Source organism: Saccharopolyspora sp. NPDC002376 (assembly GCF_053593195.1).
The window spans coordinates 40,213-52,624 of the sequence record NZ_JBSFBZ010000009.1 but is presented as its reverse complement, the minus strand read 5'-3'; the positions used below and the strand labels follow the sequence as shown (position 1 = coordinate 52,624).

Annotated in this window: 13 protein-coding genes and 1 riboswitch; of the genes, 4 read left to right on the top strand and 9 right to left on the bottom strand. The window is 69.7% G+C overall.

Annotated elements, in window-relative coordinates; translation table 11 throughout:
- Nucleotides 1-484: 484 nt before the first annotated feature.
- The 3 genes from thiG to thiO form a co-directional block, all read right to left on the bottom strand.
- On the bottom strand, nucleotides 485-1,249 hold the full coding sequence (gene thiG, locus ACWCO2_RS09180; RefSeq protein ID WP_450127199.1) for a thiazole synthase: 765 nt from the start codon (nucleotides 1,247-1,249) through the stop codon (nucleotides 485-487).
- 1 nt (nucleotide 1,250) lies between these two features.
- Nucleotides 1,251-1,451: a sulfur carrier protein ThiS gene (gene thiS, locus ACWCO2_RS09175; protein ID WP_450127198.1), complete on the bottom strand. Its 201-nt coding sequence runs from the start codon at nucleotides 1,449-1,451 to the stop codon at nucleotides 1,251-1,253.
- Nucleotides 1,448-2,566: a glycine oxidase ThiO gene (thiO, locus tag ACWCO2_RS09170; RefSeq protein WP_450127197.1), complete on the bottom strand. Its 1,119-nt coding sequence runs from the start codon at nucleotides 2,564-2,566 to the stop codon at nucleotides 1,448-1,450. Before thiO ends, thiS begins: the two co-directional genes overlap by 4 nt.
- Nucleotides 2,558-2,662: riboswitch (TPP riboswitch) on the bottom strand. (Overlaps the previous gene by 9 nt.)
- 72 nt (nucleotides 2,663-2,734) lie before the next feature.
- Here thiO and thiE point away from each other — a divergent pair.
- Nucleotides 2,735-3,406, top strand: a complete 672-nt coding sequence (gene thiE / locus ACWCO2_RS09165) for a thiamine phosphate synthase (protein WP_450127196.1) — start codon at nucleotides 2,735-2,737, stop codon at nucleotides 3,404-3,406.
- Between the two features lie 78 nt (nucleotides 3,407-3,484).
- Here thiE and ACWCO2_RS09160 read toward each other — a convergent pair whose 3' ends face one another.
- From ACWCO2_RS09160 to ACWCO2_RS09150, 3 genes are all read right to left on the bottom strand, one after another.
- Nucleotides 3,485-4,606: a S1 family peptidase gene (locus ACWCO2_RS09160; protein ID WP_450127195.1), complete on the bottom strand. Its 1,122-nt coding sequence runs from the start codon at nucleotides 4,604-4,606 to the stop codon at nucleotides 3,485-3,487.
- Nucleotides 4,607-4,834: 228 nt separating this feature from the next.
- Nucleotides 4,835-5,872 (bottom strand): hypothetical protein, encoded by a 1,038-nt coding sequence (locus ACWCO2_RS09155; protein ID WP_450127194.1) that lies wholly within the window; start codon nucleotides 5,870-5,872, stop codon nucleotides 4,835-4,837.
- A 162-nt stretch (nucleotides 5,873-6,034) separates the two neighbouring features.
- Nucleotides 6,035-6,790 carry a GntR family transcriptional regulator gene (locus ACWCO2_RS09150; RefSeq protein ID WP_450127193.1) on the bottom strand — a complete coding sequence of 252 codons (756 nt, stop codon included), beginning with the start codon at nucleotides 6,788-6,790 and terminating at the stop codon, nucleotides 6,035-6,037.
- A gap of 204 nt (nucleotides 6,791-6,994) precedes the next feature.
- On the opposite strand from ACWCO2_RS09150, the gene ACWCO2_RS09145 reads away from it, so the two are divergent.
- Together ACWCO2_RS09145 and ACWCO2_RS09140 are read left to right on the top strand one after the other, a co-directional pair.
- Nucleotides 6,995-7,426, top strand: a complete 432-nt coding sequence (locus ACWCO2_RS09145; protein WP_450127192.1) for a hypothetical protein — start codon at nucleotides 6,995-6,997, stop codon at nucleotides 7,424-7,426.
- A complete protein-coding gene (locus ACWCO2_RS09140; RefSeq protein ID WP_450127191.1) occupies nucleotides 7,414-8,463 on the top strand; it encodes an SIS domain-containing protein in 1,050 nt (349 codons plus the stop codon). Before ACWCO2_RS09145 ends, ACWCO2_RS09140 begins: the two co-directional genes overlap by 13 nt.
- A 252-nt stretch (nucleotides 8,464-8,715) precedes the next feature.
- Here the strand turns inward: ACWCO2_RS09140 and ACWCO2_RS09135 are convergent, their stop codons facing one another.
- The gene (locus ACWCO2_RS09135; RefSeq protein WP_450127190.1) at nucleotides 8,716-9,558 is read right to left on the bottom strand and encodes an amidohydrolase family protein; all 843 of its coding nucleotides are present in this window, start codon (nucleotides 9,556-9,558) and stop codon (nucleotides 8,716-8,718) included.
- Nucleotides 9,559-9,755: 197 nt separating this feature from the next.
- Here ACWCO2_RS09135 and ACWCO2_RS09130 point away from each other — a divergent pair, with 197 nt between their 5' ends.
- Nucleotides 9,756-10,709: an N-acetylglucosamine kinase gene (locus ACWCO2_RS09130; protein ID WP_450127189.1), complete on the top strand. Its 954-nt coding sequence runs from the start codon at nucleotides 9,756-9,758 to the stop codon at nucleotides 10,707-10,709.
- 11 nt (nucleotides 10,710-10,720) lie between these two features.
- Here ACWCO2_RS09130 and dapA read toward each other — a convergent pair whose 3' ends face one another.
- Complete coding sequence (dapA, locus tag ACWCO2_RS09125) at nucleotides 10,721-11,563, bottom strand: 4-hydroxy-tetrahydrodipicolinate synthase (protein ID WP_450127188.1); 843 nt, start codon at nucleotides 11,561-11,563, stop codon at nucleotides 10,721-10,723.
- Nucleotides 11,564-11,594: 31 nt separating this feature from the next.
- Nucleotides 11,595-12,263, bottom strand: a complete 669-nt coding sequence (locus ACWCO2_RS09120) for a DUF3159 domain-containing protein (RefSeq protein WP_450127187.1) — start codon at nucleotides 12,261-12,263, stop codon at nucleotides 11,595-11,597.
- Nucleotides 12,264-12,412 lie beyond the last annotated feature (149 nt).

Genomic DNA, 12,412 nt, shown 5'->3' with positions numbered 1-12,412 from the left:
TACGCAATTTTAAATGAGGTTTTTCCAGGCTCGTTTTGCGTGGCGGTGCGGGTGGCGGAACCTCAGACGCCGCCTGGCTGCGGGATCCTGTTTTTATGTATGCCAAATACACGGCAAACGGGCTGCCCTCGCCAGGCGACGTCTGAGAACCCGCGGCGGTGCAAGTTGCGAGAGTGGGCTATGCGCCTGCGGCGCATGCGACCCTCGCCGCGCGGTGCCGGTCGTGCTTCGCGGCCACCAGCCAGACAGGATGAAAAGAGCTCAATGGAAATCAGACGTCTGATTTCCATTGAAATTGCGGAAGTTCTCCACAGGACCCGGGACCTGTCCACAGGTGTGTCGGGGTCCCGACACACCGTGGAACCACAGTTTCAATTGAAACTGTAAATCCCAGCCACGGGCGATCACAGTTTCAATTGAAACTGTGGTGTGGGGACTCGGTGCGTCGGGGTCCTGACACGCCGTTGGGCTCTTGCGGGCGGGGTCAGCTCATGGGGTGGCCTGGGCTGGAGGCTTCTGCCCAGAAGCGCTTGGGGATTCGGCCCGCTAGGGACGCGAGGCGGCCTCCTTCGACCGCTGCTCTCATGGCCGCTGCCATGCGTTCTGGGTCTTGGGCTCGGGTGACTGCTGTGGCCAGGAGGACCGCTGAGCAGCCGAGTTCCATTGCCAGCGCTGCGTCCGAGGCTGTGCCGATGCCTGCGTCGAGGACGATCGGCACCGAGGCTCGGGAGACGATCATCTCGATGTTGTGCGGGTTTCGGATGCCCAGGCCGGTTCCGATCGGCGAGCCCAGGGGCATCACCGCCGCGCAGCCGATCTCCTCCAGCTTCAGCGCCAGCACCGGGTCGTCGTTGGTGTAGGCCAGGACCACGAAGCCCTGGTCGACCAGCTGCTCGGCGGCGTCCAGCAGCTCCAGCGGGTCGGGTAGCAGGGTGTCGTCGTCGGCGACGACCTCCAGCTTGACCCAGTTCGTCTCCAGCGCCTCGCGCGCCAGCTGCGCGGTCAGCACCGCTTCGGCCGCCGTCCGGCAGCCCGCCGTGTTCGGCAGCGCTTCGATGCCGAGCTTGCGCAGCAGGTCGAGCACGCCGGTGCCGCCACCGGCGTCCGCACGGCGCATCGCCACGGTGGTCAGCTCGGTGCCGGATGCGATCAGCGCTCGTTCCAGGACGGCGAGGTTCGTCGCCCCACCGGTCCCGGTGATCAGCCGCGAACCGAACTCGCGACCGGCGATCACCAACGGGTCGTCCATGTCACCCTCCTTGCACTGCGGTGAGGACCTCGATCGTGGCCTCGGGGTTCAGCTCGGTCTCCAGCCAGCTCGCGCGCGGCACCACCGCACCGTCCACGGCCACCGCCACACCCCGGTCCGGCACTCCGAACTCCGCGAGCACCGCGGCGAGCACGGCGCCGTCGGCGACCTGCTGCCGTTTCCCGTTGATCACGACGTTCACTGCTGTCCTCCCAATCGGCTCGGATCGGTGGTCTTGATCAGCGCGTCGGGTTCGTCGCCGCGCAGCAGCGCGAGCACCGCGTCCACGGTCACCGGGGCGAGCAGGAACCCGCCGCGGTGGTGCGCGGTGGCGGCCAGCACGCCCGGCTCCAGCCAGCCGAGCACCGGCAGGTTGTCGTCGGTGCTGGGCCGCAGCCCGGCCTTGGCCTCGACCAGCTGGTACTCGGCGATGCCCGGCATCACCTGCTCGGCGTCGGCGATCAGGTCGCGCACTCCGCCGAGGGTGACTTCGGTGTCGAACCCGACCTCGTACTGGGTGGCGCCGAGCACCAGTCCCCCGTCGTCGCGCGGCACCAGGTAGACCGGGCGGCCGTGCACGGGACCGCGAACGGTGCGGCTCGGCGGCGGCAGCGCAGTGGTCCGTGCGCGGAGACGCAGGATTTCGCCCTTCACCGGGCGGATCCGATCGCGCAGCGCGGGGTGCAGAGAACCGGAGTGCGCGCCTGCGGCGATCACCGCAACATCGCAGTCCACAGTGGAATCTTCGAGCTCCACCGCGCCCTCGCGGACGCTTTTCGCCGCTGCTGCGACGAATTCGACCCCGGCAGCCGTCGCCGCAGCTCGCAACGCGGCCAACGCCAAGCGGTTGTCGACCGCGAGATCTCCCGGAACTTCGAGGCCACCGCGCACCGCGGGCCCCAAGGACGGTTCGAGCCGCCGCGCCTCCCGGCCCGAAAGCCGAGTCACCGTGCGGCCCTGACGGGACAGGTATTCGGCCAGTTCGTCCAGCTCCGCGCGATCCGCGCTGTCCACGCCGACCACGAGGGTGCCCTCGCGGCGCAGCCCGGACGGCAGACCGGACGTGCGGCTCAGCTCCTCGGCGAAATCGGGCCAGCGTTCCAGCGACGCGCTGCCCAGCTCGAGCAGCTCCTCCTCGCCGGGCCAGGCCTCGGCGATCGGCGCCAGCATTCCACCCGCCACGAAGGACGCACCGGACGCCGGTGCTGGATCGACCAACTGCACTCGATGCCCGGCGGCCGCTGCGCGCCAGGCGACGGACAACCCGATCACTCCACCGCCGACAACGACGACGTGCTCGGTTCGTTCTTCAGACAACTCCACGCTCCCTGCGCCGGCATGACCCGGATCAGGTTCGACGGTCGGGGCCAACGCCCCCTCTCAGCCCGCTACCGGGCTCCCGTGCTCACCGCTTTACACCGTACCTGCCGAGTACGCCGGCTCCGAGCCCGCATTCGCGCGCGCAGCAGAGCTACCCTGTGGGGCATGCCTGGAATGGACGGCTTCGGCATCCGCGCCCGCCTCAACGAGGCGCGGCTCTACCTGTGCACCGACGCCCGCACCGAACGCGGTGATCTCGCGGAGTTCGTGGACGCCGCGCTGGCCGGCGGCGTGGACATCGTGCAGCTGCGCGACAAGCAGCCCGGTGGCGCACCGCTGGAGGCGCGCCACGAGCTGGCGGCCCTGGAGGTGCTGGCCGAGGCGTGCGTGCGGCACGGCGCCCTGCTGGCGGTCAACGACCGCGCGGACATCGCGCTGGCCGCAGAGGCCGACATCCTGCACCTGGGGCAGGACGACCTGCCGGTGGACATCGCGCGGCGCATGATCGGCGAGCACATCGCGATCGGTCGCTCCACGCACGACGTAGTGCAGGCCGACGCCGCAGCGGCCGAGGCGGGCGTGGACTACTTCTGCACCGGCCCGGTGTGGACGACCCCGACCAAGCCGGGGCGCCCGGCGGCCGGGCTCGAGCTGGTCAAGCACGCGGCGGAGCACCGCGGGCACGGCCGACCGTGGTTCGCCATCGGCGGCATCGGCCCGGACAACCTCGACGAAGCGCTGAAGGCGGGCGCGGAGCGCGTCGTGGTGGTGCGAGCCATCACCGAAGCCGAAGACCCCCGCGCAGCAGCCCGAGAACTCCGCAACCGCCTCCCCTGACCAGCAGGGTCACCCCTGCCCACGAAGCGACCCCCGGTTGGGCTTGGGTACCGGGGGTCGCTTCGCGTGCGGGATGGATCAGCGGGTGAGCAGGGTCAGGCCGTAGGCCGAGAGGATCGGGTTGACCGGCTGGAAGTAGGTCGTTCCGCCGGAGCTGCAATCGCCCGAACCGCCCGAGGTGGTGCCCTGGGCCTGGTCGTCGGAGATGTACGGGCCGCCCGAGTCACCGGGCTCGGCGCAGACGTTGGTGCGGGTCAGGCCCGTCACGGTGCCCTGCGGGTACTGAACGGTCTGGTTCTTGGCCTCGACCGATCCGCAGTGCCAGCCCGTGGTCGAGCCCGAGCGGCAGAGCGACGCACCCTCGGCCGACTCGGTGGAGCCGGCGACGTCGACGGCGGTGCCGTCGTAGCGGTTCACCTGCGGTTCCGGAGTGTCGGAGCTGACGCTCACCCAGGCGTAGTCGTTGCCGGGGAAGGTCGAGTCCTCGAACTTCCCGTCGGGCTGGGACGTGGTCGCACCGGCCTGACCGCAGTGGCCCGCGGTCACGAACCCGCCCTGCACGGAGAACCCGACCGAGCAGCGGGTGTTGCCGCCGATGTAGTAGGCGTTGCCGCCGACCACGGCGTAGGTGCGCGGGTTCTCCATGGATTCGACGACGCGCACGGCCTCGGTGAGAACGCCCGTGACCTGCACGAACTGGGCTGCCTGGGACGCGGATCCGGGCCGGGTGGTGATGACGACCGTGTTCTCCCGGGCCTGGGCGTACCAGCCCGAGACCGCCTTCGGGGCGATGCTGCTGTTCCTGTTGAGCCCGGCCACCACGTCGTTGAGCTGCTCGATGGTGAAGTCGGCCTTCTTCGGCACGGCGCCCGCCGCGCGCACCTCGTCGAAGCGTGCTTCGTCGGTGGTCAGGACGACGAGCTTGCCCTGCGAGGCGTCGAAGTAGGAGCCGCCGTAGGTACCGGCCAGCGATCGGCTCAGCATCTGCTCCGCGCGGGTCGCGATGGATTCCTGATCAAGCCGCTGCAGCGCTTGGTCCCGGGTCAGCCCCAGGTCGCGCCGCATCGCGTCGAGCTGGGTGACCGCCGGGGTTTCCGGCGGGGCGGATCCGGTCGCGGTGGCAGGCATGGTGAGCGCGGCCACCGTCCCAGCTGCCAGCACCACGGTCCCGGCCACCCGGGCCGCGAGTCTGCGCTTCATCTGATGTCTCCTCTTGTGAGCTGGATCTCGCAACCCCCGTCGCGCGATCCAGTATCAGAGGGCTACACCAGTCCCACATCCACCTCTTGCCCCATCAGGCACGAAATTCGGCCTGATCGAGGTAGCCCAATAGTCGTTCCTGCGAACGGTTTTCAGAGTTCAGCCCAGCTAGACCCGTGAGCGCTTCGGGCCGCTGGAACGGCCCGAAGCGCTCACGGGTACCGGAGCTCAGTCCATCCGGGGGTCGTTGAACAGGCCCGTCGGAGGCGCCGTTTCGGTCGGCTGCTCCGTCTGGGTCTGCTGCTCGGTCGGCCGCTGCTCCGTCGTCGGCGGCTGCGTCGGCCGCTGAGTCGGGGTCTGCTCCGTCGACGGCGGCTGGGTGGGCGGCGGCGTCGGCTGGACCTCGGTGCTCGGCGCCGACTCGCGGGTGGTGGTCTCCGCGGGCTTCTCGACCTCGGTCGTCGGCGGCGGCGCCACCTCCTCCCGGGGCTGACGGTCCAGCACGCGGCCGACCGTCGTGCCGCTCTCCCCGCCTGACAGCGGGCGGCCGGTGAGACTCTCGAAGCCGGTGACGACCAGCATGGCCAGCCCGAACGTCACCACGCAGCTGACCACAGCCATCACCCAGCGCTGCCGGACCTTGCGCCGGTCGACCGGGGCCGGGGATTCCACCGGGGCTTCCACCTTCGCGGTCGCGTCCGCGGCCAGCACCGCGGTCGACAGGTTGATCCGCTTGGTGCCCTCGGAGTCGACGACCTGCTCACCGCCGGGCCACTGCTGCACGCCGGGCTTGAAGTGGATCCGGCGCGTCGCCTCCTCCGTCGCTGGCTTGGCCGAGTCGACCTTGCGCGTCGCGTCCAGCGAGAGGACGCGCGTGGTCTCCCCCAACGCCTTGCGGGCCTGCTCCGTCGCCTCGCGGGTCTCCTCGGACGACTTGCGGACCCCCGCCATCTTGCGCAGCTCCGTAGGCAGCTGGCGGGCGTGGGCTCGGGTGGCGCGCTTGGCCTTCACCGCCGCGACCAGCGCCTTGTCCCGGGCGTTCTCGAACGAGCGCTGGTACAGCGCGCCGCCGACGGTGATGATCACGCTGGTCATGCCAGCGCCGATCACGGTGCCCGCGACCCCGAGCCGAGAACCCAGGAACGCCGCCGTCACCGACGCGGTGGCCGCCCCCGCGACCTGCGCCGGCTTGATGTCGATCTTCTTGTCCTTCTGCTCCTCGTCCGAGTCCTGCTCGTCCGGCTGATCCGCTTTCTGCCTGACCATGGCTCCCACGCACTCAGAACGCACTCTCTCCAGAACGAAGAACGGCCGACGGCGTGGCTTTTCTCCTGATCAGCGCGTTTCGTGAGTACTCCCACTCGGCGTAACGCCAGAAGGGCACCCCGCGGCGGGGTGCCCTTCTCGACGGCGTTGCGGCGGCAGTGCTCAGCTCGGCGGGTTCAGGCGGGCGACGAACTTGTACCGGTCGCCGCGGTAGATCGAGCGCACCCACTCCACCGGGCGCCCCTCGGTGTCGAAGGAGTGCCGGGACAGCAGCAGCATCGGCAGCCCCACCTCGGAGCCCAGCAGCTCCGCCTCCTCGGGGCTGGCCAGCGCGGTCTCTATCGTCTCCTCGGCGTGCCCCATCTCGACGTCGAAATTCTCGCGCAGCACCTGGTACAGCGATCCACCGGACTCCAGCTGACGGGTCAGCCCGCGGAACCGGGTCAGCGGCAGGTGGGTGGTTTCGATGGCCATCGGCTCACCGTCGGCCAACCGCAACCGGCGCAGCCGCAGCACGGTGGCGCTGGCCTTGGTCTCCAGCAGCGCCGCCAGCTCGGGGTCGGCCGGTTCCTCGACGACCTCCAGCAGGCGCGAGGTCGGCTGGCGCCCCTGCGCCCGCATGTCCTCGGTGTAGCTGCTCAGCTGCAGCCGCTGGGCGACCTTCGGCTTGGCCGCGAAGGTGCCCTTGCCCTGCACTCGCAGCAGCCGGCCTTCCACGGTCAGCTCGGCCAGCGCCTGGCGCACCGTGGTGCGCGAGACGTCGAACTCGGCGGCCAGCGATCGTTCGGTGGGGATGGGCGATCCGGGCGGCAGCGAGCGGAGCATGTCCAGCAGGTGCTGCTTGAGCCCCCAGTACTTCGGTTCGCGTTGCGCGCGCCCCGATGAGTCCGCCCCGCCGGACACGGACGTTTCGAGCATCGTTCCTCCTACCGCCACGAACCTTGCCGCCCCAGAAGCGTCGAAGTCGCCGCCTCGCCGAAGTCGTCCAGACCACCAGCATGCCCGAAGCGCGCTCCCCCGCTAGCGCCGCCGGGCCATCCGGGCCGGACAGCGATCTGCTCCCGAAGCTCAAGCCAGCCTTATGCGTGGATGAACAGTAACCCCAGGGACTCTTGACATCGGGTGTGCAACACCACAATCCTGACTCGCATTGGTCTACACCAAAAAGCCTTGCATCTCCGCGACGCCACGGAGGAAGGGGCGGAAATTGAAGATCTGGAGAGCGCTCGCAGGAACGCGATCATCACCAGCTTCCGCAAGCTCAACCTCGGCGAGCTCACCAGTGGCCGGGTCGCCTGGGCCGGTTTTGACAACTACGCGGAGGTCCTCGGCGGCGCGGACTTCTGGGTCATCGCGCTGCGAACCGTGGTGTCCACCGCCTGCATGGTAGCGGCCACGGTCGTCATCGCGCTGCTGATGCAGAACATCCCGGAAGTGCCGCGCGAAGGGCTAGCTCGGCGCGGCGGTCGTCGCAGTTCCGGGCGAGGATTGGCCGCACGACCAGTCCCGGCTACGATTGGTCTAGACCTCGATTCGAAGGGATGGGCCCGATGACCGCCACCCATGGCCATCACATGGCCGACGAGATTCGCCAGCAGCCCGCGATCTTCGCCGACCTGCTGGCCGCCCGGGACGCGATCGCCCAGGTCGCGGCGACCGTCGCGGAGCGCCGCCCGCGGTTCGCGCTGCTCGCCGCGCGCGGCTCCAGCGACCACGCCGCGCTCTACGCGAAGTACCTCATCGAGAACCTGCTGGAACTGCCCGCCGGCCTGACCTCGCCGTCCACCACCACGCTGTACGGCGCGCAGCCAGACCTGACCGACGTGCTGCTGGTATCGGTGAGCCAGAGCGGCGGCTCGCCGGACCTGCTGGAGGTCACCGAGTCCGCCCGCAAGCAGGGCGCGCTGACCGTCGCGGTCACCAACACCTCCGACTCCCCGCTGAACTCTGCCGCCGAGCTGTCGGTGGACGTCCGAGCGGGCCGCGAGCAGGCGGTCGCGGCGACCAAGACCTACGGCGCCACGATGCTGGCGCTCTACCTGCTGATCGACGCGATCCGCGGCGGCACCGGCGAACAGGCGGCGAAGCTGCCGGAGCTGGCCGAAACGACCCTGTCGACCAGCCAGCAGGCGGTGGACGAAGCGGTCGGCCGCTACCGCTTCCTGGAGCGGATGGTCACCACGGCCCGCGGCTACTCCCTGGCGACGGCCCACGAAGCGGCCCTGAAGCTGGCCGAAACCAGCTACCTCTCGGCCCGCTCCTACAGCGGCGCGGACCTCCTCCACGGCCCTGTCGCAGCAGTCGACGAAGACACCGCAGTCCTCGCACTGGCCAGCCAGGGACTCGGCGGCGCGGCGATGCGCGAACCGCTGGAAGCGGTGGCCCAGCGCGGCGCGGACGTCTGCACAATCGGCTCGGCGGCCGCGGACGTCCCGACCACCCACCGAATCCCGGTCCCGGCCTGCGCCGAAGAACTGGCCCCAGTCCTGGAAATCCTCCCGGTCCAGCAACTGGCCCTGGGCCTGGCCCTGGCCAGAGGCTTCAACCCGGACAACCCCCGAGGCCTCAACAAGGTCACCAAAACCCGCTGATCCAGCAGGGCAAAAGCCCGTGAACACTTCGAGTCGCTATGACAACCCAAAGTTCTCACGGGCCATGACCTGCTGATGTAGAAGTGGCGGGCGCTGAGGTTCCGCTACTTGCCCCGCCACGCAAAACGAGCAAGAACCTAAGAGAAGGGCCCGCCTCACCGAGGGGGTGGGGTAAGGCGGGCATCGTCAGGCTACGCCGATCGGAGCAGCCCGCAAACGTCAGGACGCGGGCGTTGACAGAGGCGAAAGTCCTCAGATGTCGTACACCTCTCGGGCATTCCGGTCGAACACCGCCGAACGCTGCCGATCATCCAGGTTCGCCGTCAGCTGCTTGGCCACGTCGATGACCTGCCCGTACTCGGCGGCCAGCAGGCACACCGGCCAGTCAGAGCCGAACATCAGGCGGTGGGGCCCGAACGCCTCCAGAACGACCTCGGCGTAAGGCGCGAGCCTCACCGGATCAGGTTGCTGGGCCCAGTCGTCCTCGGTCACCAGACCGGACAGCTTGCACACCACGTTCGGGTAAGCAGCGAGGGCTCGGATCCGGTCCGCCCAGGGCTGCAGTTCGCCGCTGGCCACCGGGGGTTTCGCACAGTGGTCGAGCACGAAGGTCAGCTGCGGGAACTGGGCGGCCGCCTCGGTCGCGGCTGGCAGCTGGTCCGGGCGGACGAGCAGCTCGTAGACCAGTCCCGCGTCCTCGACCGCGGCCAGTCCCTTGAGCACGTCGGGCCGGACCAGCCAGTCCGGGTCGGATTCGCCCTCGACCTGGTGGCGGATGCCCTTCAGCCAGCGGCCGGACGGGTGGGTCTGCAGCCGTCCGATGCGTTCGCGCACGTCGCGGGTGGTCAGGTCAACCCAGCCGACGACCGCCGCGATGCGGTCGACCGAGTCGGCCAGCACCAGCATCTCGGGGGTCTCGTCCGGATCGGAGACCGTCTGCACGAGCACCGTGGCGTCCACCGAGGTGCCCTTCAGCGCGGCTTGCAGGTCGGTGGGCCGGAAGTCGCGGCGCAGCGGATCCATCTCGGGCCCGACGATCCACGGCTGATCGCGGACGTCGAGGTCCCACAGGTGGTGGTGGGCGTCGACGGTCATCGGCCCCCCTCGTCCACTTCGGACGGTGCTGCGGCGGGCCGCGATTGGGCAAGGTCGACCATGGTTCTTCTCCCCGACTGATCATGCAAATGCCTCGATGTATAGCCGTTCGCGAACGCGGAATCCAGCAGTTGGCGATATCGGTCATGTTCGGCTTTCCTGTCGTGCCGATCACTCGGAACGCGTAGAAAAGGCATATGCACCGCGATGCGGAAGTGGTCCTCGGGTTGGACGTCGGCGGCACCAGCAGCCGCGCGTTGGTCAGCGATCTGTCCGGCCGCGTTCTGGGCTGCGGCGAAGCAGCCGGCGGCAACCCGAACTCGCACCCGGCAGACGAAGCGGTCCGGCAGATCGCCACCGCCACGCTGACCGCTCTGCGCGACGTCGACCCGGCGCGCGTACGCGCCAGCGTGATCGGCATGGCTGGGGTCAGCAAAATGGCCGATCCGCAGTTCCGCGAACTGTTCGAGCGGGAGTGGGCGCGGCTGGGCCTGGACTGCGGGTTGCGCGCGATCAGCGACTCCGAGGTGGCGTTCGCGGCGGGAACGCCGGAGCCGAGCGGCACGGTGCTGATCGCGGGCACCGGAGCGATCGCGGCCCGCATCGAGCAGCACCAGCTCACCAGAACGGTCGGCGGCTACGGCTGGCTCCTCGGCGACGAAGGCTCGGCCTACTGGCTCGGCCGCGAAGCCGTCCGAGCCACCCTCGCGGCCCTGGACCGGGGCGACCCACTGCACGGCCTCACCGCGACCGTCCGCGAGGCGCTGCTCCCCGACAACCCTGATGCGCAGCGCAAACAGCTGATCAGCGCGGTCAACTCAGCGCCCGCGATCCGCCTCGCCGAGCTCGCACCACTGGTCACCAAGGCCTCCGACCCAACGGCCACGACGATCATCGACCACGCAGCACGCGTACTGGCCGACACCGCCGAACAAACCCGAACCCCCGACGACCAAACCCCGATCGTCCTGGCCGGCAGCCTGGTCGCCCCGGCAAACCCGGTAGGCGAAGCCCTCCGCTCCGAGCTGACGTCCCGAGGCTTCCCGGAACCGCACACCGCAGGCCCCGGAGCAGCCGGCGCGGCCTGGCTAGCCGCCCTCGACCTCACCCCAGACCCCACTGCCCTCCACACCCGCCTGCTCCCAGCCTGACGTCGTGGGTGTCAGAGGAGGTTGAGGTCGGCGAGGGACTTGCGGATGACCTCGAGCTCCGAGTCGTCGGCTTCGACGAGGGGCAGGCGGACGCCGCCGACCTGGTGACCGACCAGGTTCAGCGCCGCCTTGACCGGGATCGGGTTCGTGGTCACCCCCATGGCCGCGAACAGCGGCTTGAGCTCGGCGTCGATCTCCGCGCGGTTCTCCGGCTCGTCGACCATCCGGCGCATCTGATCGCCGACCAGGTGGCTGGCCACCAGGATGCCGCCGCAGCCGCCGAGGTCGAGCACCTGCGCGAAGCCGTCGTCGTTGCCCGCGTACAGCCCGAGGCCATCGATCTGGGCGAGCGCGGAGTTGTCCGCCTGCTTGACGTAGTCGAGGTGCTCGACCTGGGCGAGCTCGGCGAGCAGGTCGTTGTCCAGGGACAGCCCGATCCGCGACGGCACGTTGTAGAGCACCACCGGCTTCGCGGTGGCCCGCCCGATCTCGGTGAAGTGGCGGACGAGGCCGCGCCGGTTCGGGCGGTTGTAGTACGGGGTCACCGACAGCACCGCCTCCGCGCCGAGTTCGACCGCCTTCGCGCTCATCGAGCAGGCGTGCGCGGTGTCGTTCGAGCCGGTCGAGGCGATCACCGTCGTCCCTGCCGGGCGCTCGGTGCAGGCGAGCTCGATCAGCCGCAGGTGCTCCTCGGCGGTGAGGGTCGGCGCCTCGCCGGTCGTCCCGCAGACCACGATGCCGTCCGAGCCGTGGTCGACGAGGTGCCGGAACAGGGACAGGAAGGCTTCTTCGTCGACGCGCTGCTGCTCGTCGAACGGGGTGACGATCGCGGTGATCACGCTGCCGAGGGACATGAGCGCATTCTGCGCTCGCCGAATCCGGCTGTCACTCCGGGGTGCGCGGATGCCGCAGGCCCGGGTGCGCCGCGGGCAACGACCGGCGCACGACCCACCAGCTGCCCGCCACGCAGACCGCCACCAGCGGCCAGGTCAGCACCACCTGCGCGATCGTCAGCGGGCCGATCCAATCGACAAGCCAGAGCGGGATGAACACCGCCAGCCGCACCACGTACTGACCGACCCACACCCAGCTCGCCCGGCTGTACGCGCGCAGCAGGTCCGGATCCTGGCGCCACCGCCGCGCTTGGCCGAGCGCCGTCCCGACCACCACGCCCAGCAACGGCCACCGGATCGCGATGCTGGTCATCCAGACGAGCGCGCTGAGCGCGTTGCTCACCAACCGCGGCAGGAAGAAGTCCACCGCGTCCCCGGTGTAGAGCGCGATGAGCGCACCGAGCGCGACGGCCAGCAGGCTGATCAACACCGCCAGCGGACGTGCCCGCTGGGACAGCCGCCAGCCCGCGACCACGGCTCCGATCACCACCGCCGCGAGACTGCCGACGGCGATCGACTCGCCGCCGAGGTACCACCCGAGGCCGAAGGCGACGGGCGGCAGCATCGCGTCGATCGCGCTGGCCCGACCACCGAGCAAGCGCATGAACGAATCGCGGTCGTCCGGTTGCTCGACGATCTCGGCTTGGCGCTCCTGGGTCACGCCCCCCAGCCTGCCCTAACGGTCACCTTCCTCGCACCCAGCCGTGGCGCGCGCCTCCCATCCGGTGAGGCCCGCAGGGCTCCGTTGAACCACAGTTTCAATTGAAACTGTAAATCCCACCCACGACGGATCACAGTTTCAATTGAAAC

Coding starts and splice junctions, on each gene's coding strand:
- ACWCO2_RS09160 (WP_450127195.1), bottom strand. CDS start 4,606: ATGAAGCGCAGACTCGCGGCCCGGGTGGCCGGGACCGTGGTGCTGGCA.
- ACWCO2_RS09150 (WP_450127193.1), bottom strand. CDS start 6,790: ATGCTCGAAACGTCCGTGTCCGGCGGGGCGGACTCATCGGGGCGCGCG.
- ACWCO2_RS09130 (WP_450127189.1), top strand. CDS start 9,756: ATGCACCGCGATGCGGAAGTGGTCCTCGGGTTGGACGTCGGCGGCACC.
- ACWCO2_RS09135 (WP_450127190.1), bottom strand. CDS start 9,558: ATGACCGTCGACGCCCACCACCACCTGTGGGACCTCGACGTCCGCGAT.
- thiE (WP_450127196.1), top strand. CDS start 2,735: ATGCCTGGAATGGACGGCTTCGGCATCCGCGCCCGCCTCAACGAGGCG.
- ACWCO2_RS09155 (WP_450127194.1), bottom strand. CDS start 5,872: ATGGTCAGGCAGAAAGCGGATCAGCCGGACGAGCAGGACTCGGACGAG.
- thiG (WP_450127199.1), bottom strand. CDS start 1,249: ATGGACGACCCGTTGGTGATCGCCGGTCGCGAGTTCGGTTCGCGGCTG.
- ACWCO2_RS09140 (WP_450127191.1), top strand. CDS start 7,414: ATGGGCCCGATGACCGCCACCCATGGCCATCACATGGCCGACGAGATT.
- dapA (WP_450127188.1), bottom strand. CDS start 11,563: ATGTCCCTCGGCAGCGTGATCACCGCGATCGTCACCCCGTTCGACGAG.